Annotated in this window: 17 protein-coding genes; 2 read left to right on the forward strand and 15 right to left on the reverse strand. The window is 68.5% G+C overall.

Annotation, left to right across the window (positions count from 1 at the left end):
- Window positions 1–2: 2 nt before the first annotated feature.
- The 12 genes from Q0907_RS07365 to Q0907_RS07420 all read right to left on the reverse strand — a co-directional run bounded on the left by Q0907_RS07365 (window position 3) and on the right by Q0907_RS07420 (window position 14,006).
- On the reverse strand, window positions 3–1,178 hold the full coding sequence (locus tag Q0907_RS07365; protein ID WP_299342935.1) for a glycosyltransferase family 4 protein: 1,176 nt from the start codon (window positions 1,176–1,178) through the stop codon (window positions 3–5).
- Window positions 1,168–2,955 (reverse strand): asparagine synthase C-terminal domain-containing protein, encoded by a 1,788-nt coding sequence (locus Q0907_RS07370; RefSeq protein WP_299342937.1) that lies wholly within the window; start codon window positions 2,953–2,955, stop codon window positions 1,168–1,170. Before Q0907_RS07370 ends, Q0907_RS07365 begins: the two co-directional genes overlap by 11 nt.
- Window positions 2,952–4,124 carry a glycosyltransferase family 4 protein gene (locus tag Q0907_RS07375; RefSeq protein ID WP_299342939.1) on the reverse strand — a complete coding sequence of 391 codons (1,173 nt, stop codon included), beginning with the start codon at window positions 4,122–4,124 and terminating at the stop codon, window positions 2,952–2,954. Before Q0907_RS07375 ends, Q0907_RS07370 begins: the two co-directional genes overlap by 4 nt.
- Window positions 4,114–5,346, reverse strand: coding sequence for a glycosyltransferase (locus tag Q0907_RS07380; RefSeq protein WP_299342941.1), 1,233 nt, complete (start codon window positions 5,344–5,346; stop codon window positions 4,114–4,116). The genes Q0907_RS07375 and Q0907_RS07380 overlap by 11 nt, the downstream gene beginning before the upstream one ends.
- Window positions 5,343–6,491 carry a glycosyltransferase family 2 protein gene (locus Q0907_RS07385; protein ID WP_299342943.1) on the reverse strand — a complete coding sequence of 383 codons (1,149 nt, stop codon included), beginning with the start codon at window positions 6,489–6,491 and terminating at the stop codon, window positions 5,343–5,345. The genes Q0907_RS07380 and Q0907_RS07385 overlap by 4 nt, the downstream gene beginning before the upstream one ends.
- On the reverse strand, window positions 6,488–7,297 hold the full coding sequence (locus tag Q0907_RS07390; RefSeq protein ID WP_299342945.1) for a polysaccharide deacetylase family protein: 810 nt from the start codon (window positions 7,295–7,297) through the stop codon (window positions 6,488–6,490). Before Q0907_RS07390 ends, Q0907_RS07385 begins: the two co-directional genes overlap by 4 nt.
- 12 nt (window positions 7,298–7,309) lie before the next feature.
- On the reverse strand, window positions 7,310–8,653 hold the full coding sequence (locus tag Q0907_RS07395; protein ID WP_299342947.1) for an outer membrane beta-barrel protein: 1,344 nt from the start codon (window positions 8,651–8,653) through the stop codon (window positions 7,310–7,312).
- A gap of 23 nt (window positions 8,654–8,676) precedes the next feature.
- Window positions 8,677–9,423 carry a polysaccharide biosynthesis protein gene (locus Q0907_RS07400; RefSeq protein WP_299342949.1) on the reverse strand — a complete coding sequence of 249 codons (747 nt, stop codon included), beginning with the start codon at window positions 9,421–9,423 and terminating at the stop codon, window positions 8,677–8,679.
- Window positions 9,420–10,979, reverse strand: coding sequence for an XrtA system polysaccharide chain length determinant (locus tag Q0907_RS07405; protein WP_296282591.1), 1,560 nt, complete (start codon window positions 10,977–10,979; stop codon window positions 9,420–9,422). The genes Q0907_RS07400 and Q0907_RS07405 overlap by 4 nt, the downstream gene beginning before the upstream one ends.
- Window positions 10,976–11,599, reverse strand: a complete 624-nt coding sequence (locus tag Q0907_RS07410; RefSeq protein ID WP_296282592.1) for an XrtA/PEP-CTERM system exopolysaccharide export protein — start codon at window positions 11,597–11,599, stop codon at window positions 10,976–10,978. The genes Q0907_RS07405 and Q0907_RS07410 overlap by 4 nt, the downstream gene beginning before the upstream one ends.
- Window positions 11,600–11,684: 85 nt before the next feature.
- On the reverse strand, window positions 11,685–12,692 hold the full coding sequence (locus Q0907_RS07415) for an NAD-dependent epimerase (protein ID WP_299342951.1): 1,008 nt from the start codon (window positions 12,690–12,692) through the stop codon (window positions 11,685–11,687).
- Window positions 12,693–12,716: 24 nt separating this feature from the next.
- On the reverse strand, window positions 12,717–14,006 hold the full coding sequence (locus Q0907_RS07420; RefSeq protein ID WP_299342953.1) for a nucleotide sugar dehydrogenase: 1,290 nt from the start codon (window positions 14,004–14,006) through the stop codon (window positions 12,717–12,719).
- A gap of 213 nt (window positions 14,007–14,219) precedes the next feature.
- Here Q0907_RS07420 and galE point away from each other — a divergent pair, with 213 nt between their 5' ends.
- Together galE and Q0907_RS07430 are read left to right on the forward strand one after the other, a co-directional pair.
- On the forward strand, window positions 14,220–15,236 hold the full coding sequence (galE, locus tag Q0907_RS07425; protein WP_299342955.1) for a UDP-glucose 4-epimerase GalE: 1,017 nt from the start codon (window positions 14,220–14,222) through the stop codon (window positions 15,234–15,236).
- 118 nt (window positions 15,237–15,354) lie between these two features.
- Window positions 15,355–16,410 (forward strand): diguanylate cyclase, encoded by a 1,056-nt coding sequence (locus Q0907_RS07430; RefSeq protein ID WP_299342956.1) that lies wholly within the window; start codon window positions 15,355–15,357, stop codon window positions 16,408–16,410.
- Between the two features lie 7 nt (window positions 16,411–16,417).
- On the opposite strand, the gene Q0907_RS07435 is transcribed toward Q0907_RS07430, so the two are convergent.
- The 3 genes from Q0907_RS07435 to Q0907_RS07445 are packed head-to-tail and all read right to left on the reverse strand — an operon-like array spanning window position 16,418 to window position 18,796.
- Complete coding sequence (locus tag Q0907_RS07435; protein WP_299342958.1) at window positions 16,418–17,269, reverse strand: alpha/beta hydrolase; 852 nt, start codon at window positions 17,267–17,269, stop codon at window positions 16,418–16,420.
- Window positions 17,266–18,075 (reverse strand): bifunctional hydroxymethylpyrimidine kinase/phosphomethylpyrimidine kinase, encoded by an 810-nt coding sequence (gene thiD / locus Q0907_RS07440; RefSeq protein ID WP_299342959.1) that lies wholly within the window; start codon window positions 18,073–18,075, stop codon window positions 17,266–17,268. Before thiD ends, Q0907_RS07435 begins: the two co-directional genes overlap by 4 nt.
- 43 nt (window positions 18,076–18,118) lie before the next feature.
- Window positions 18,119–18,796: a YoaK family protein gene (locus Q0907_RS07445; RefSeq protein ID WP_299342961.1), complete on the reverse strand. Its 678-nt coding sequence runs from the start codon at window positions 18,794–18,796 to the stop codon at window positions 18,119–18,121.
- Between the last annotated feature and the right edge of the window lie 3 nt (window positions 18,797–18,799).

Below are 18,799 nucleotides of genomic sequence, written 5' to 3' on the forward strand. Positions count from 1 at the left end.
GGTCAGGCGTTCCCGTTGTGCGCGGGCGTGCCGTGGGCAAGCAGGCGTTCGCCGCGATACAGCTGTACCAGCCGGTTGAGCACCTGATCGAGGCCGGCGTGCGTCCGTACCGTCGCGCGGGCGGCTTCACCCATGGCGGTGCGCCTGGCGCCATCCATCGCCGCCGCCTCCGCGAGGCACGTCGCCAGGGCGGCACGGTCGCCGGGTTCGAACAGCCAGCCGTTCTCGCCGGGGCGCACGAAATCCTCGTTGCCGCTGATGCGGCTGGCGACCATCGGCAGGCCGGATGCCATCGATTCCAGCAAGGTGTTGGACAGGCCCTCGATGCGCGAGGTCAGCACGCCGATGTTGCCTTCGGCCAAGGGGGCTTCGATGTCGTCGCGGTGGCCGGCGAAGGCGATGCGCGATTCCAGGTCGAGCGCACGCACGCGCGCCTTGAGTTCGGCTTCCAGACGGCCGGTCCCGACCAGCAGCAGGCCGGCCGTGGGGTGGTCCTGCGCGATGTCGGAGAAGGCGTCGACCAGCACGTTCAGGCCCTTTTCCGCCTCCAGCCGGCCGATGAACACGAAACGCGGCGGCAGGGCGCCGTTACGACGGATGCCGGCGAAGCGCGACGTGTCGACCGCGTTGGGCAGTGCGACGATGCGCTCCGGCGGAATGCCGCGCGATTCCAGCGTGCGCGCGATGCGGCGGCTGATCGCCTGCCAGTGTTCGGTGCGTCGAAGCGCGCGCTGGGCGAGCGTGTCGACCAGGCCCGTGCGCGGCGCCAGCGTGCCCTTCTCGAGTTCCCACCAGCCGGACACCTTGGTCAGCACGCGAACGTCCAGCCATTGGCCCATCACCGCGCAGATCGCGGCCATGCGGTGCGCGATGTGGACATGCCACGCGTCGTAGCGACGGCTGCGTGCATACAGGAAGGCGATCGTGCGCAGCCACAGCAACGGACTGGCGAGCAGCGGCAGGCGCGGGAAGGCCAGCCGGCAGACGACCGCGCCATCCACGCGCTCGACGCGCGCGGGCGACGCATAGGGAAGGCGGGGTACGAGGATGGTGACGCGGTGTCCCCGCGCGCGAAGGCCGCGCGCCAGCGTACGGACCTGCGCCTCCGCGCCACCGCCCTTGTGCGCCGGATAGGCGGCTTCCATCACCATCAGCACGCGCAGCGCGTCAGCGGACATCCATGTACCTCCGCATCCACAGCTCCAGCACCAGCAGTTGCCAGAGCGCGTTGGAGTGGTCCCAGCCACCGGCCATGTGCAGGTCGACCAGGCGTTCGATGAAGGCCGGGTTCACCCAGCCGCGCTGGCGGGTGCGCTCATCCAGCAGCACCTCGCGCACGCGCGCCTGCAGGGCAGTGTCTTCCTTCATCCATATGGCGATGGGCAAACCGAAGCCCTGTTTGCGCTTGCTCAGGATCTCCGCAGGCAGGATGTCGGCGACCGCCTGCTTGAACAGATACCGCTTCTTCAGGCCGCGCACCTTGTAGTGCGCCGCCAGGCGCCCGCAGTAGTCGACCAGCGCGGGATCCAGGTACGGGAAGCGCACCGACACGCCGTGCTGGCGGCAGGCGCGATGGACCTTCACCAGGTCGTTCTGCGCGATGGCCATCAGCAGGTCCAGCCGCATGATCTGGTGCAGCGGTTCCGTGCGCGGACCGATGGCGTACACGCCACGCATGAAGTCCAGGGAGGCATTCTGCGGCACCTGCGCGCGGAAGGCGGGCGTCAGCAGTTCGCCGTAGAAATCCGAGGCGAAGGAGTCGTCGGTATAGAAGCGGTCCGGGTTCGGCAGCGAGCCACGGCGGGTGAAGTTCTGCACGCGGTTGAGCACGTGTACATGGCCGCCGCCGACGGTCTCGCCAATGGCGCGCGCGGCCGCCTTCAGCGGGGAAGGCAGCCGGTAGAACGCCTCCATCACCTTGTCCTTGGCGTAGCGCTGGTTGCCGCCGAAGATCTCGTCGCCGCCGTCGCCGCCCAGCATGGTGGCGAAGCCCTGGCTGTGGCCGAGTTCGGCGCACGCCAGCGTGGGTACGGCCGAGGCATTGCCGAACGGCTGGTCGTAGGCATCGATCACCGAGTCCAGCAGGCCGAGCGCACGATGGCGGTCGACCTTCGCCAGGTGCGGCTGTGCGCCACAGGCTTCGCTGGCCAGTCGCGCGAAATCCAGTTCGTCGTAACCGGCTTCGGGAAAGCCGATGGAGCAGCTGTGCACCTGCGATCCGCCCTGGCGCGCCAGGATGCTGACGATGCTGCTGCTGTCGGTGCCGCCGCTGAGGAAGCAGCCCCAGTCCCCATCCGATGAAGGACGGAAGTCCTGCACGGTGGCGATCATGCGGTCGCGCAGATCGTGCGCGAGCTGCGTGTCGGTGCCCTGCAGGTCGGCCGGATACTCCGGCAGGTAGTAGCGCGTGCTGCCGTCAGCGCCGGCATCGAGCGTGAGCACGCAGCCCGGCTCGACGCGACGGATGTCGCGATGGATGGTCAGCGGCGCCGGGATGCAGGTGAAGTTGAGGTAGTGGTAGACCGCGCTCAGGTCGACCTCATTGCCCACGCCGGGCGCGTCGAGCAGCAGGCGCAGATCGGTGGCGACGGCGAAATGGCCGTCGCGGCGGTACCAGAACAGCGGCAGCGATCCGAAGTGGTCGGTGAACGCGGTGATTCCGGCGGGGCCGGCCTGCCAGCTGGCGCAGGCGAAGCGACCACGCCAGTGGCGCTGCGGCGCCGTCGCCGTACCGGCGGCAGCCTCCTCGAGATCGCCCGAGATCAGGTCGGCGATCGCCAGCCAGTGGCGGCCGTCGGCGTGCCGGCCATGCCGCACCCCGGCGGTGGTGGCCACCTGCAGCGTTCCATCACCCACGTCCCGCACCTGCAGGCCGGGCTTGGTCGCCAGCCAGGCAGCGGCCTGCGGCCCGCTGGCCAGGATGAAGTCTTCGCAGAGCGAACCGGCGGAGCTCATGCGTCGTCCCGTGCTGAGCCGATGGGCGACAGCGGAACGGCGCCGGCGTCGGTGGCCGGTGCCTGCAGGCAGCGGTCGTAGACGCGGGTCGTCGATCGCACCAGCTGCTCCACCGAATAGCGCTGGCGCGCCACCTGGGCCGCCTGTTGCGACAGTCGCTGGCGCAATGCCGCGTCCTTGCCGAGCGACTGCAGGCAACGCGCGAGCGCTTCGGCGTCGTCGCTGGGGAACAGCAGGCCGGTCGCGTCGTCCTCCACCAGCTCGGGATTGCCGCCTACGTCCGAGGCGATCACCGGGCAGCCGGCCGCCATGGCTTCCATGAGAACGTTCGACATGCCTTCGTACGAAGAGGGGAGGATCAGGAAATCGGCGGATTGCATCAGGGCGGCAGTGTCCTTGCGTTCGCCTAGGAAACGTACATCGGCGTCCAGACCGGCCGCCTCGCGCATCGCGTCGATGTCGCCGCGCAACGGCCCGTTGCCGGCCAGCGCCACCCAGGGGCGTTCATCCGCGGGAAGGCGGGCGAGGGCGCGCATCAGGCAGGCCAGGTTCTTTTCTTTCACCAGCCGGCCGACGAACAACGCGAAAGGACGGTCCGCCGGCGCGCCGATGGTCTGGCGCAGGGCCTCGCGCTGGCCGGTGGGCAGGGGCTCGGGGGGCAGCATGCCGTTCGGCACCACGTCGATCCGCGCCAGCGGCACGCCCGCCCGCTCGGCCGCGGCGACTGCGCCGGCGCGCGCATTCGCGATCACCGCCGCCGAGCGCGACAGGATGAAGCGCTTGATGCGCCAGAAGCGTTCGGATTCGTCCAGGTACAGGCCGCGGATCGACGCCACCATGGGCGGCCGCGGACGCGCGAGCCAGCCGGACACGATCGTCCACAGTTCCGCCGTTAGCGAGAACGCGTGGACCAGGTCGTAGCGCTGGCGGCGCAACAGCGCCGCGTAGGCCAGCACGAAGCGCAGGTCCAGCCGGCCACGCTTGGGAATGTGGTGCACCACGATGCCCTGCGCGCGCAGGTCGCGGACCAGGAACGACTCCTTGCGGAAGAACACGAGTTCCGCCTGCCACTGGCGACGGTCCAGGCCGCCGAGCAGGTAGGTGATCTGGCGCTGGCTGCCGCCCACTTCCATCTCGTCGCTTACCACCAGCAGCTTCCTAGGACGCATGTGCGACACCCTCCATCAGGTCCTGCAAGCGGCGTGCCTCCTTGCGCGCGTCGAACTCGCGCTCGACTTTGGCACGGGCTCCAGCGACGACCTGCCGTCGCAGGTCGGCATCTTCCAGCAGGCGCTGCATGGCATCGGCCAGGGCGGCCGGCTGCTTTTCGTCCACCAGCAGGCCGGTGGTTTCGTGCTCGACCAGCTCGGGAATACCGGACACGCGCGTGCTGACGACCGGGCAGCCGGTGGCCATCGCTTCCATCAGCGCCACCGGGATGCCGTCGCGGTTGCCGTCGGGCGCCACTTCGGAAGGCAGCACGAACAATGCCGCCTCGCCCATCCAGCGGCGCACGACGTCCTGCGGCTGCGCACCGCAGAACTCGATCCTGTCGGCCACGCCGCGGGCCTGCGCGAGCGCGCGCAGCGACGCATCCAGCGGGCCGGACCCCAGCAGGCGGCACTGGAAGTCGACGCCGCGCGCCTGCAGCAGGGCGAGCGCTTCCACCAGCGTGGCGAAGCCCTTGATCGGGTCGAGCCGGCCGACGGTGAGGATCTGGTGCGGCAGGCGGCCGTCCGGCTGCCAGGGATTCGCGCGCAGGTCGACGCCGCAATGGATCACGTGCAGCCTGTCGCTCGCCTGCGCGGTCTCGCGTTCGCTCAGCCACGCCACGTTGAAACGCGAAATGGTGACCGCGACCGCGGCATCCTGGATCTTGCGGGCGATCAGTTGGCGCTCGATGAAGATGTCGTGCGCGTGGCAGGTGAAACCGAACGGCACGTCCAGGACACGCGACAGCGTCCAGGCGGCGGTAGACGGGTAGGTCGCCCAGTGCGCGTGCAGGACCTGCGGCTTGAAACCGTGCAGCCAGTCCACATGCTCCAGCCCACGCAGCCACGCCGCGAGCGATTTGACCAGCACCGAGGGCGAACGCCAACTGTCGCCAACGACGCTGCCGAGGGTAGCGATGACGGCGCCGGGATTGCGCAGGAGGGCCTTTGTCGCCCCCCACAGCGCATGCAGCGGCGAACGCGGATGCCGCACACGGTCCATCAAGGCCTGCGCGTCGGCCTGCACCAGCGTTTCAGACGGCTTCTTGAGCGAAATGATCCGCACGTCCACGCCGTTCTCGATCAGCGTGGTGATCTCGCGGACGATGAACGTCTCCGACCAGCAGGGAAACAACGACACCACGTACACGGCGCGTTGCAGGGGAGGGGGAGCGGTCATCGGCGAACGTCTTCCAGTCGGGTGGTCTGCCACAGGTGTGCCTCGGGATCGCGCAGGTAGTCCGCGAGGGCGAGCATGGCACTGGTATTGAGGCTGAGGAACGCGACGGCCAGGCGCACCGGCAGCAGCGTCGCCAGTCGCGGCCAGCCGCGACCGAGCACGGCGATGGCGTAGCCGGACAGCTGCAACGCGAGCAGCAGCGGATAGAGCATGCCGCCTCGCAGCGCCAGCGCGACGTTCGCCAACAGCGCGAGCGCGAGCAGCCATGGCGCGAGCAGGCGCAGCCACTTGTGGCCCCACAGCCGCCAGGCGAGCGGGTGAGCGCCCGGGATGGCCAGCGCAGGTTGCAGGTGGATCAGCTGGAAGTTTCCGGCCAGCGTGCGCCGCTTGCGGCGTTCCTCGTCGGCGGGATTGGCCGGTGTGCGGTCGAAGGCCTGGGCCTCGGGCACGAACACGGTGCGGTATCCCGCACGGGCGATGCCCAGCGGGATCCACATGTCGTCCAGCACGATCCCGCCCGGGATGGCGGGGATCAGCGTGCGACGTGCGGCGTACAGCGCGCCGGTGGCGCCCACCAGCGAACCGCTGGCGCTTTCCAGCCGCCGGATCGCCTTCTCGTAGCGCCAGTAGGCGTCCACGCCCTTGCCGTAACCATCGCCGGCTTCCAGCACGAGTTCGCCGCTCGCCGCCCCGACCGAGGGATCCGCCAGTACCGAGGCGAGCGCGCGCGCCGCCGCGGGATCGATGCGCTGGCGCACATCGTTGAACAGCACGATGTCCGCATCGAGCAGCGGCACCACGTTGCCCAGGCAGGCCGACTTGCCGCGCCGCTCGCCGAAGGCGAATACGCGGATGCGTTGCGGATCCCGTTGTGCCGCGAACCGGTCGCTGCCGTCCGTGCAGCCATCGCACGCCACGTTGATGCGCAGGCGGTCGTGTGGATAGTCCAGCGCCAGCAGGTTGTCCAGTTTCGCGGGCAGCTCGCGCATGCCGTTGTGAACCACCAGCAGCACGTCGATCGTGGGCAGCGCGGCCGCGGCGTGGACCGGGCGCGGCCGGACGCGGGCCAGCAATGCCATCAGCAGCGGATAGCCCGCGTACGCGAACGCCACCAGGGCCAGCGATGCCCAGAACAGCAGGGTCATGCGCGACGCCCCAGCACAGCCAGCGCGCCCGCCCGCACGCGTTCGTAACCGGTGTCGCCGAGCATGCGCTTGGCGAGCGCCAGGCCGCGGTAACGCAGGCGCTCATGGCCGATGGCCACATGATCGCGCCGGATCCAGCGCTGGAACGTCACGTGCCGTGTCGCCGCCGTCATCGCCATGCGCGGCAGCGGGCGCGACGCGCCTTCCGCGGCTGCCAGCACGCCGGGTTCGGACGAAAGCACGTGCGTGTAGCCGCACTCACGCGCGATCGCCAGCAAATTCTTCGGCATGCGTCCCCCTGGCGGCGCCAGCAGCGTGACCGGGGCGCCGACCTGTTGTTCGATCTCCTCCCGCGCCGCCGCCAGCGTCTGGCGCAGGTGATGGTCGTCCAACTGGGTCAGGTAGACGTGGTCGTATCCATGCGACTGGATCGACATGCCGGCGTCCGCCATCTGCCGCAACTGGTGCCAGTCGAGGAAGCCCGCCGTGCCGACCGTGGCGGGATTGATGAAGAAATCCGCAGTGATGCCATGACGGGAGAGGATGGGTAGGGCGAGCGCATGGTTGCTCGCGTGGCCATCATCGAACGTCACCAGGATGCGCGCCTGCGAACGACCCTGCAGCAACGCGTCCGCACTGCTGCCGCCACCGCAGGCGGCCACTTCCCGCATCTGCAGCTCGAATTCGTCCGTCCCGAGCGTGTAGTGAGGGTCCTGTCCGTCAGGTGTCGAACCGGTGTGCAGCGCGTGGTACATCAGCGCGACGACGGGGCCGGGTTCTGCGGCAGCGGGGGTGGGGAGGGGCATGGTGCGATTGCGTCAGCGGTAATACGTGACGGACAGCATCACGACGTTCTCGGTGTAGTCCTGGCTGCCAACGGAGCTGTCGCGCTTGCGATTACGGATGTCAACCTGCGTACTCCAGTGGCGGCTGAAGCGCATGGCGATTCCCGCCCCTACGATCGTGTCGGTGTCCTCGCGCGCAGTGTTCGTGAATTCGCGCCTGTATCTCTGGGCCGTGCCGTTGAGCGAAAGCCTATCAGTCAAAGCGTACCGCGCATTAAGGTTGAGGCCAACGCCGTCCGTGTCGAAGCTATCGTCGCGAAGGTATCGCAATTGCTCGCTGAATACATCACCGACGATCACCAAACGCTCTCCGGTGAACTCGTATGCCACGCTCGCGAATCTTTGCTTGAACGTATCAGGAATGATTTGCAGTGTGGGATCACCGGGCTGCCCCACGACGGGATCGCTGGAGTTCCCCGGTTCGTTTGGTCCGCCGACGCGCTGGATCAAGTCGGTGGAAGCATCGCCGAACTGGTAGCTGGCCCGCGCGCTCAGTTGGCTGCGCGGCGCGACCTGCCAGCCTGCATAGCCGCGGAACAGCGCGCTGGACGTGCCATCCGCACCTTCCGGCTTCAGCCGCGAATAACCTGCGCTGACGTCGAGATTGAGCTTGGACAGTTCGCTCAGGTAGGTGACATAGGCGTCGTAGCGCTTGTAGTTGTAGAACTCGGAGATGGTGTCGTACTCGGTCTGCCCGGCCTCGAGGTTGAATACCAGCGTGTCGGTGGTGCTCAGGGGGCGCAGCAGGCGCGCCGCGGCCGAGTAGCGATCGCTGTTGAACGTCTCGGTCTCTTCCGCCCAGCTGTTGGTGTAGCGGAGGTCCAGCACGCCGCGCATCGTCTCGCCGAAACGGGCCATCAGCGTCGGGCCTGCTTCGAAGACGTTGATCTTCTGCTGGTTGCCGGGAGTGAACGCGGCCAGCGAGTCCACCGACTGCTCGCTGAGGGAATCGCGGGCGTAGAAGGTCAGGCGCTCGGGCAGCAGCGTCCATTCCAGCTCGCCGGTGAACTCGCCGCGGGTATCGTCCTGGTAGACATCGTCCATGTAGTCCAGGTACTGCACGTTGCCGCGCAGCCGGGTGGTGAGCACCGAGCTGTCGTGGGTCAGGTCGAACCTGACCTGCGGCGAGAGGATGTCCTCGCTGATCTCGTTCGCTGCCTGCAGCACGATGTTGTCGCTATGCATGTAGCGCATGCTGACGTCGTAATCCAGGCGCGCGGCCTGCGCACCGAACGGCAAGGCGGCCGCGAGTGCGGCGCACAGGATGCGCCGGCGCGTGGACAGGTGACGGTGGAGGCTGTGGCGGGACGTGGCCATGGTTTCTTCCGTGCGCAGGTGGGTCAGACGCCTTCGTTGAACACGACGCCGGCGAACTTCTTCGGGTCGAAGTTCGCGGCCGCCTGGGCGATGGCGGCGGGCGTGTCGCGCCCATAGCCGGCCACCAGCACCACGACATCGGCCAGTTCCGAGAGGATGCGGGCATCCGGCGCGCCGCGCACCGGCGGCGCATCCAGGAACAGATGGCAGTTGGGGTAGCGGCTGCGCAGCGAATCCAGCAGCAGGCGCATGCGGAAGGACGAGAAATACTCCGAGCCCGTCTCGCGCGTGCGCCCCGCGGGCAGCAGGCGCAGGCGCGGCACGCCGGTGTCGTACAGCACGCTCTCGGTGGTGCGTTCCTGGTCTTCCAGGTAGTCGACCAGACCGCCTCCTTCGGCGGACAGCTTCATCGTGCGGTCCTGCGTGGGCTGGCGCAGGTCGCAGTCGATCAGCAGCGCACTCTTGGTCTCGTCGAACGCGACCGCCACGGCGAGGTTGCGCGCCACGAAACTGCCGCCGCTGCCGGGGCTCACGGGGGTCACGAGGGTGATGAAATTGCCTTCGGCCACGGACAGCAGCTGGGTGCGCAGCTCGCGGAAGGCGTCGACCTCGCGCCGTGCCGAATCGCTGCGGTAGATGGTGGCGCGGTCTTCCAGCTGCAGCGGGCTGAGGGCGGTGACCGGTGCGCGCGGCGCGATGGAACGGCTGGCGACATGCTCGTCGCGGTCGCCCGCGGCGTCGTTGCCCAGCGGCCTGATCGGGTTGCTCATAGGACTTCCATTACCTTCAGCGTATAGGTCAGGCCGTACAGCAGCGGCACGGCGAGGAACAGCGACGCGGCCAGCGCGTAGCGCCGCAGCGCCTTGCGCCGCCGGCGCCCGGTCAGGTACGCCGGCATGGTGCCGAGCACCGGCAGTCCGGCTTCGCGCTCGATCTGCAGCGGCGAGCGCACGCGCGGATCCAGCTTGATCAGCGCGAACAGCACGCCCAAGGGAATCAACAGCGCCAGGGCGATGCCGGCACCGGCCACGTGCATGACACGCAGGCCGCTCGGACGCAGCGGCATCTGTGCGGGCTCCTGGATGCGGAAGCTCAGGCCGCGCTGCTCGGCGTCGAGGTTCATCGACACTCGGGCGTTCTCGCGGCGCTTCAGCAGGTCCTGGTAGAGATCGCGGTTTACCTCGTAGTCGCGGGTCAGTTCGGCCAGCGTGCTCTCCGACGAGGCGATCCGGTTGCTGCGCGCCATCTCGCTGGCCAGCATCTGCTCGGCGCTGCCGATGCGCGCGGCGGTGGCGGCGCTTCGACGGCGGGCTTCGGCCAGCTTGCTCCTCAATTCGCCGTACAGCGGATTGAAGGCGGCCGGGCCCTCCAGTGCGGTGCCCGCCGTGCGCGGCGCGTTTTCCTCGCGGCGCAGGTCTTCTTCCACGTCGCGGATCTGGTGCTGCACGCGCACCACGTCCGGGTGCTGTTCGGTGTACTGCAGCAACAGGCGGTCGCGATCGGACTGCAGTTCGGCCAGGCGCGCGCGGTACTGGCCGGCGCGGGTCTGCACCAGGGTGATCTCGCTCTCGCCCGACAGCTGCGACTGCAGCGCGGCCTCCTGCGAGCGCAGGTCGATCAGTTCCATCCGCGCGCCTTCGATGATGCGGCGCAGCTCGCCGATGCGGGCGTTGACGTCGACGTCCGTACCCGGCCGCGCATCGGGCGTGCTCTGGCGGAAGTTCTCCAGGCCGGCCTCGGCGGTGGTCAGCTTCTCGTGGTACTGGTTCACCTGCGAATCGATGAAGGCGTACGCCTCACTGCTCTCGCGTTCCTTGGTGGCCAGGCTTTCCTGGATGACCAGTTCGGCGAAACGGCGGGTGATCTCGTAGGCCCGCGTGGCGTCCGAGTCGCTGTACGCGATCTCGATGAGGTTGGCGCGCGGGTTGCTGATGCTGGTGCGGTCGATGATCTTCTCGATCAGCTTGTCCTGCTCCAGCGGCGTGGGGTTGTCCTCCATCCAGCCGCCGGTCTTGAGGATCTCTTCCATCACGCGACGGCTGAAGGCGACTTCGCGCAGGATGCTGGCGCGGTCGACGACACTGGTGGCGACTGCGCGGCCTTCCATCAGCGGCGCGATGATGTTGCGGTCTTCCACCAGGATGATCGTGGAGGAGGTGTACTTCTTGGGCAGCATCATGCCGATGACCAGGCCGAGCAGCGCGATGCCCGCGAACAGGCTCGCCAGCAGCACGGCGCGACGCTTGAACTCCTTGCTCAGCACCGGTACCGCATCGAACGCGGAGCGCCCCTCTTCGGGCGCTCCCCAGGCAGCGGACTGGTTCACAGGACGCGTTCCGGCACGGTGATCACGTCACCCGGGGCGACGGTGAAGTTGGTGCTCAGGTCGCCGCGGTTGAGGATGCGGTCCAGCCGCACGGCGTAGCTCTGCGTGGCGTCGGCCGTCTTGCGGTACAGGTTGGAACGGTCGGGCGCGGCGAACTCGGTGACGCCGCCGGCGGCCAGCACGGCGTCCAGCACCGTCATGCCCGGGCGATAGGGAATCGAGACGGGCTGGCGTACCGCACCGGTGACGCGCACGCGCGACAGGTACTCGTGGCTGCGCAGTTCGGTCAGGATCACGGCGACCTGCGGGTCGCGCACGTAGGCGCCGAGCTTTTCCTGGATGTCCTTGGCGACCTCGGCGGGGCTGTGGCCGGCGGCCGACACGTCGCCTACCAGCGGGACCGAGATCATTCCGTCCGGGCGGACCGGCACGGTGATGCCGAGTTCCGGGTTGCGCCAGACCGACACCTGCACGATGTCGTCCACGCCGATCTGGTAGTTCTCGACGGCGGTGCTGGCCTGTTGCGGCGGTGCGGACTTGCTGCCGGCGTTGCCGGAGGCGCAGCCGGCGAGAAGAAGCGCCAGGACGACGGCCAGGAGGCCGGCGAAGGTGCGGTTCATGGAACATCCCCTGTGTTGGTGCGGATTGCCCCATACAACGCAGGGAGTGCCCGCGCCCGGCCACCGGACGCGGGCGAAAGGGCGGTCAGACCCGATAGAACTCGCGGTACCAGTCGACGAAACGGCGCACGCCCGTCTCGATGGGCGTGGACGGGTGGTAACCGGTGTCGCGACGCAGCGCTTCGACATCGGCGCAGGTGTCGGGCACGTCGCCGGGCTGCATCGGCAGCAGGCGCTTCTCGGCCTTGCGGCCCAGGCATTCCTCCAGCACTTCGATGTAGCGCAGCAGCTCCACCGGCTGGTGGTTGCCGATGTTGTACACGCGCCAGGGCGCGCTGGACGAGCCGGGGTTGGGGAGCAGCGGGTCGTAGGTCGGGTCCGGGCCGGGCACCGTGTCGAGCGTGCGGATGACGCCTTCGACGATGTCGTCGACGAAGGTGAAGTCGCGCGTGTGGCGGCCATGGTTGAACACGTCGATGGGCCGGCCTTCGAGGATGCTCTTGGTGAACAGGAACAGCGCCATGTCCGGGCGGCCCCACGGTCCGTAGACCGTGAAGAAGCGCAGGCCGGTGGTCGGCAGCCCGAACAGGTGGCTGTACGTGTGCGCCATCAGCTCGTTGGCCTTCTTGGTGGCGGCATACAGGCTGACGGGATGGTCCACGCTGTCCTCCACCGCGAACGGCAGCTTGCGGTTGCCGCCGTAGACCGAACTGGAGGAGGCGTATACCAGGTGTTCGACGCCGCGATGGCGGCAGGCTTCCAGGATGTTGGTGAAGCCGACGATGTTGCTGTCGATGTAGGCGTGCGGGTTCTCCAGCGAATAGCGCACGCCGGCCTGGGCGGCCAGGTTCACCACGCGCTGCGGCTTGAAGTCGTCGAACGCGGCCTCCATCGCCGCGCGGTCCTCGAGCGAGGCCCGCACGAAGCGGAACCCGTCCTTGGGCTGCAGGCGCGCCAGGCGCGCCTCTTTCAGGGTGGGATCGTAATAGTCGTTGAGGTTGTCGTATCCCAGCACCTCATCGCCGCGGTCGAGCAGGCGATGGCTGAGATGGGAGCCGATGAAGCCGGCGGCACCGGTGACGAGGACGCGCATCGAGGATTCTCGTGGGGAAGGACGTTACAGGCAGTCGTCGACAGCGTGGCGGGGCAGCGCCCGCTTCACGTCGAACACCACCGCGCCTGGCTTGCCGAGGGCGCGCACGCCGTCGCCGCCACGCTCGGTGAATTCGCGGTGGGCGACCGCCAGGATCACGGCATCGTACTGGCCGGCCTGAGGCTCGGCCACCAGGTCCAGGCCGTACTCGTGCTTGGCTTCGGCGGCGCTGACCCACGGGTCGTGCACGTCCACCTGCGCGTTGTAGCTGCGCAGTTCGGCCACGATGTCGACCACGCGCGTGTTGCGCACGTCGGGGCAGTTCTCCTTGAATGCCAGCCCCAGCACCAGCACCCTGGCGCCGGCCGTGGGCAGGTTCTGCCGGGCCATCAGCTTGGCCACGCGTCGCGCGACATGGCTGCCCATGCCGTCGTTGATGCGGCGGCCAGCAAGGATCACGTCGGGGTGGTAGCCGATCTGCTGCGCCTTGTGGGTGAGGTAATACGGGTCCACGCCGATGCAGTGACCGCCGACCAGGCCCGGGCGGAACGGCAGGAAGTTCCATTTGGTGCCGGCGGCCTCGAGCACCTCATGGGTGTCGATGCCCAGGCGATGGAAGATCAGGGCCAGTTCGTTGATCAGCGCGATGTTGACGTCGCGCTGGGTGTTCTCGATGACCTTGGCGGCCTCGGCCACGCGGATGCTGCTGGCCTTGTGGGTGCCGGCGGTGATGATGCTGCCGTACAGCGCGTCGACGAAGTCCGCGACCTCGGCGGTGGAGCCGGAGGTCACCTTCATGATGGTTTCCAGGCGGTGCTGCTTGTCGCCGGGGTTGATGCGCTCCGGGCTGTAGCCGGCATAGAAGTCCTGGTTGAACCGCAGTCCCGATTCGCGCTCGATGATCGGTACGCAGGCCTCTTCGGTGGCGCCGGGATACACGGTCGATTCGTAGATCGCGACTGCACCCTTGCCGATCGCGCGGCCCACGGTGCGGCTGGCGGATTCCAGCGGATGCAGGTCGGGGCGCTTGTAGTCGTCGATCGGGGTGGGGACGGTGACGATGAACACGTTGCAGCCCGCCAGCGCCGCCGGGTCGTCGCTGAAGTCGAGCAGGGGCGTGTCGCGCAGCTCGTCGGCGCTCACTTCCAGCGTGTGGTCCTGGTGCTCGCGCAGTTCGGCCACGCGCTTGCTGTTGATGTCGAAACCCAGCGTGGGGAACTTGCGGCCGAAGGCGACGGCCAGCGGCAGCCCGACGTATCCCAGGCCGATCACGGCGATCCTGACCTGGTCCAGGGTGGGCAATGGAGCGTTCATCAATGTGGGGTCCCCTGTGTACTGCGTGTTGGAAGAGTCTATAAGGCCGGGGGCATGCCCGCGCTGCCGCCGGCGGCCCCATGTCGAGTCGATCAACGTGCAAAGCCCCGTCGAGAGGACACGCTTGCGCAATGGCCTGATTGCGCCGCGCTCTGCGTACCAGAGGCATGATCGGCCACCAGGAGGGTGGCGACCAGCGACCGGGGAGTCGACATGCGGATCCTGTTGTGCGGTGGCGCCGGCTACATCGGCGCGCATGCTTACGTGGTGCTCGTCGAGCGGGGCCACGACGTGGTGGTGGCGGACAACTTCAGCAACAGTTCGCCGGGCGTACTGGCCCGCCTGCAGCAGATCACCGGGCATCCGGTGCCGTTCCAGCCGCTGGACCTGCGCGACCGCGAGGCGGTCGTCGGCTTCTTCGCGCGGCAGCAGTTCGATGCGGTGGTGCACTTCGCGGCGTTGAAGGCGGTGGGCGAATCCTGCGAGCGTCCGCTGGACTATTTCCACAACAACATCAGTGGCACGCTCAACCTGTTGCACGGCATGCAGGCGGCGGGCGTCAAGCGGCTGGTGTTCAGCTCGTCGGCGACCGTCTACGGCGACCCCGCGAGCGTGCCCGTCCGTGAAGACGCGCGCCTGCAGGTCACCAACCCGTACGGCCGGACCAAGCTGGTGATGGAACAGCTGATCGGCGACCTCTGCGAAAGCGATCCGGGTTTCCACGCCGCCAACCTGCGCTACTTCAATCCCGTGGGCGCGCACGCCTCCGGCCTGATCGGCGAGGACCCGACCGGAATCCCGAACAACCTGATGCCCTACATCTGCCAGGTGGCCGTGGGCCGGCGCGAGCACCTGAGCGTGTTCGGCGGCGACTGGCCCACGCCCGACGGCACCGGCGTGCGCGACTACATCCACGTGATGGACCTGGCCCGCGCGCACGCGGATGCGCTGGATTTCCTGGTGCGCGAGCGCCGCAACCTCACCGTCAACCTCGGCACCGGGCAGGGCATCAGCGTGCTGCAGCTGGTGAACGCGTTCGCGGGTGCGGCCGAGCGCGCGATCCCGTACCAGATCGTCGCGCGTCGCGCGGGCGATGTGGCCGAAGTGTATGCCGATCCATCGCTGGCCAACGACGTGCTGGGCTGGCGTGCGGAGCTCGACGTCGACGCGATGTGCCGTGATGCCTGGCGGTGGCAGTCGCAGAACCCGCAGGGCTATCCGTCCGCCTGACCGGACGCCGCGAACGTGACCGGTTTGGCATAAGCGAGCCTGCGGCGGCCTGCCGCAGGCTGGCGACGCGATAGCGATTGGTCGAGAATCGACGCACCTCCCGCTCGCCTGGATCCGCTTGCCTACCGACGCCGTTCGCGACCTGGCGGAACAGAACCGCTCACGCTACGGCCAGCGCATGTACCGCATGCGCGCGCTGGGGCTGGGCCTGGGAGCGCTGTGCGTGGGCGCCGTGCTGTACGAACACGCGGCGCCTCCCGCGTTGTGGGCGTTGCTGGCCGCGCATGGGTTCCTGTGGCCGCACTTGGCCTATTGGCGGGTGAAGCGGCAGCACGACGCACCGTTGCAGACGGAACTCCAGAACCTGACCTTCGACGCCGCGATGGGCGGCTTCTGGATCGCGGCGATGCAGTTCGATGCGCTGCCCAGCGTGCTGCTGGCGGTGATGCTGACGATGGACAAGGTCATCGTCGGTGGCGGGCGTTTCGCGGTGCGCACGCTGGCGGCGATGGCGCTGACCTGCCTGGCGGCCTGCGCCGCCTGGGGCTTCGCCTTCGAGCCCTTCACGAGCTATCCGGTAGTGCTGGCGTGCCTGCCTTTCCTCGCGATCTATCCGACGGCCATCGGCATCGCGACCCATTCGCTTGCGCGCAGGGCGCGGCAGCAGAAGGACCTGCTGGAAAAGATGGCGCGCTTCGATGCCGCGACCGGATTGATGAACCGCCAGCAATGGCTGCACGCGGCGACCCACGAGCTCAAACGCTACCAGCGCGCCGGGCGTACCGCAGTGCTCGTCTTGATCGACATCGACCGCTTCAAGGACATCAACGACGGCTACGGCCATACGGTCGGGGACGAGGTGGTGGAAGAGTTCGCCCGCCTGCTGAAAGCCTGTCTGCGTGACGTCGACACGAGCGGACGCTACGGTGGCGACGAGTTCGGCGTGGTGATGCCAGACACGCGATGGGAAGAGGCCATCGTGGCCGCCGAACGCCTGCGCCGGCAGGTCGCGGCGTGCGGATTCTCCAAGCGTGCGTTGCGGTGCACCGTCAGCATCGGCCTGGCGGAATCCCATGCGGGCATCGCGTCGGTGTCGGACTGGATCAACAGCGCCGACAGTGCCCTCTACCGCGCGAAGGCCCAGGGGCGCGACTGCATCGTCGTCGGCTGCTGAGGCGCGCTCAGTCGAGCAGGGCGTCGACCACGGCCGCGGGTTGTTTCATCCAGGCGAAGTGATCGGCGCGTGCGCCCAGGCGGGCATGGTCGAGCACCGTCACGAGGGCAGGACTCCCGGGCAGTTTCGCCATCAAGGCCCGCAGCGAACTTTCCGGTGCCAGCCAGTCGTCGTCGAACAACACGCCGCGCACAGGCGCACGCACGCCTCGCATGCCGGCGTCCAGGTCCACCGGCCAGCCCGCTGCGCGATAGCGGCCGCTCAACCCCACCCGCGCCCAGTCGCGGATCAAACCGCGTGCTTCATCGCCACCGAAGCCCAGTCGGCGACCGGGCAGGGCGCCACAGGCGCGTGCCAGCCAGGGCGCGAACTGGTAGAAGAATGGCAGCGCGTAACCACGCGGCGCGGGGAACGTTCGCCAGTATGGCGTTCCGCTGGCGACCAGCCAGAGGCTCGCGAACGCGTCGGCAGCCTGACCTGCATGGCAGGCCGCCAGCTGGCCGCCCAGGCTGTGGCCGCCGACGCGATGGGGAATGTCCCGCAGGCGACCACGCATCGCGGCGTGGCTGAGCGGCAGGTCGGTGCCCAGCAACTCGCGATAGCCCCAGTCCGTGTGCCGTCCGGCGCGGAGCGAACTGCTGCCATTGCCGCGCCATTCGTGCACGAAGACCGCGATGCCGCGGGCGGCCAGCATCTCGGCGAACGGCAGGTAATGACGCGCCGCGACCCCGAGCGCGGGTACCCACAGCAGCGCGGAGACGGGATGGGTCGGAATACGGGCGACCAGGGTGTAGCCGTGGCCATCCTGCGATTGCAGCGGAATGTCTTCCGCAAGCCGGGACGTGTCGGTGGCATTCATGCGGTCGGTGCAGCCCCGGTGTGGTCCAGCACGACGATGTCGCTGCGTCCCGGCCGATAGCCGCCGCGCAACGCAGCGTGCACGTAGTCCGAAGCGGCGAGGCATGCCGCCTTCATCGCCATGCCTTGCGCGCCACGCGCGGCGATGGCGGAAGCGAGCGTGCAGCCGGTGCCATGGGCTTCCAGGGCCAGGCGCGGGTGCGAAGTTTCGGTCATTCCGTCCGCATCGACGTACAGGTCCACCACATCGCCGTCGCCCGGCAGATGGCCACCCTTGAGGAACACGGCTCGGGCGCCCAGCGCCAGCAGGTCGTTCGCGGCCCTGCGCATCGCCGGCGCATCGGCAATGGCGCGCCCGAGCAGCAGTTCCGCTTCCGGAAGATTCGGCGTCACCACGTCCGCCAGCGGCAGCAACCGTGTGCGCAGCGCTTGCAGGGCGCTGTCTTCCAGCAGCTTGGCGCCGCTGGTGGCCACCATGACCGGATCGACCACCACCGTGGCCGGGCGATGCACGCGCAAGGCCTCGGCCACCACGCCGATGACGTCGGCGGTCGCCAGCATGCCCAGTTTCACGGCGCGCACGTCGAAATCGTCGAAGCACGCTTCGAGCTGCGCGCGGAGGAAATCCATCGGCGGCACGTTTACCGCGGTAACGCCCCGCGTGTGCTGTGCGGTGAGCGCGGCGATGGCGGAGAGGCCATGCACGCGGTGGGCGGCGAAGGTCTTGAGGTCGGCCTGGATGCCGGCACCGCCACCGGAGTCGGAACCGGCGATGGTCAGGGCGGAAACCACGGAGGGAACGGTCATGCGCGGATTGTGCCATCCGTACGCGGGCGGGTGGCGGGGCGGGTCACGCCGTCGGCGACCGTGCGCGCATCCACTGGCGATACAGCACGTAGCCGACGCCGGTGCAGCCGGTCAGCAGCGCCGGCGCCAGCAGGGCGTCGTAACCGACTTGCCGATACAGCCAGGCGCCCAGCACGCCACCGCCCAGGAAGCCGCTGATGATCAGGCCGCTGAGCGTCAGGCGCCTTACCGGCAACGGCATGCCGCGCAGCAGGTGCCCCAGGCCGATGCCGAGGTCGGTGAACATGCCACTGAGGTGGGTGGTACGCACGGCGGCACCGCTGTAGGTCGTGACCATCGCGTTCTGCAGGCCGCAGGCCACGGCAGCGAGCAGGGCACCCCAGATCTGTTCCTGCTTGAACAGCGGGACCGCGGCGATCAGCAGCACGGCCTCCAGCGCGAGCACCACGCCGTACCGGCGGCCGAGTTTCAGCGTCTGGTCCTGGATGATAAGGCCGCTGAGCATCGCGCCGAGGCAGAACGCGATCAGCACGCCCCACAGGTGGATCATCGCACGCAGGTCGCCCTGCGCGATCGCCGCACCCAGCAGGCTGGTGGTGCCGGTCAGATGGCTGACCGCCTGGTGTTCGAACCCCAGGTAGCCGATGACGTTGACCATGCCGGCCACGCAGGCCAGCAGCACGGCACCGATCCAGACCCAGCGGGGAAGTTGGAGGCCCATGGC

Source organism: uncultured Pseudoxanthomonas sp. (assembly GCF_947498795.1).
Classification (GTDB): Bacteria; Pseudomonadota; Gammaproteobacteria; order Xanthomonadales; family Xanthomonadaceae; genus Pseudoxanthomonas_A.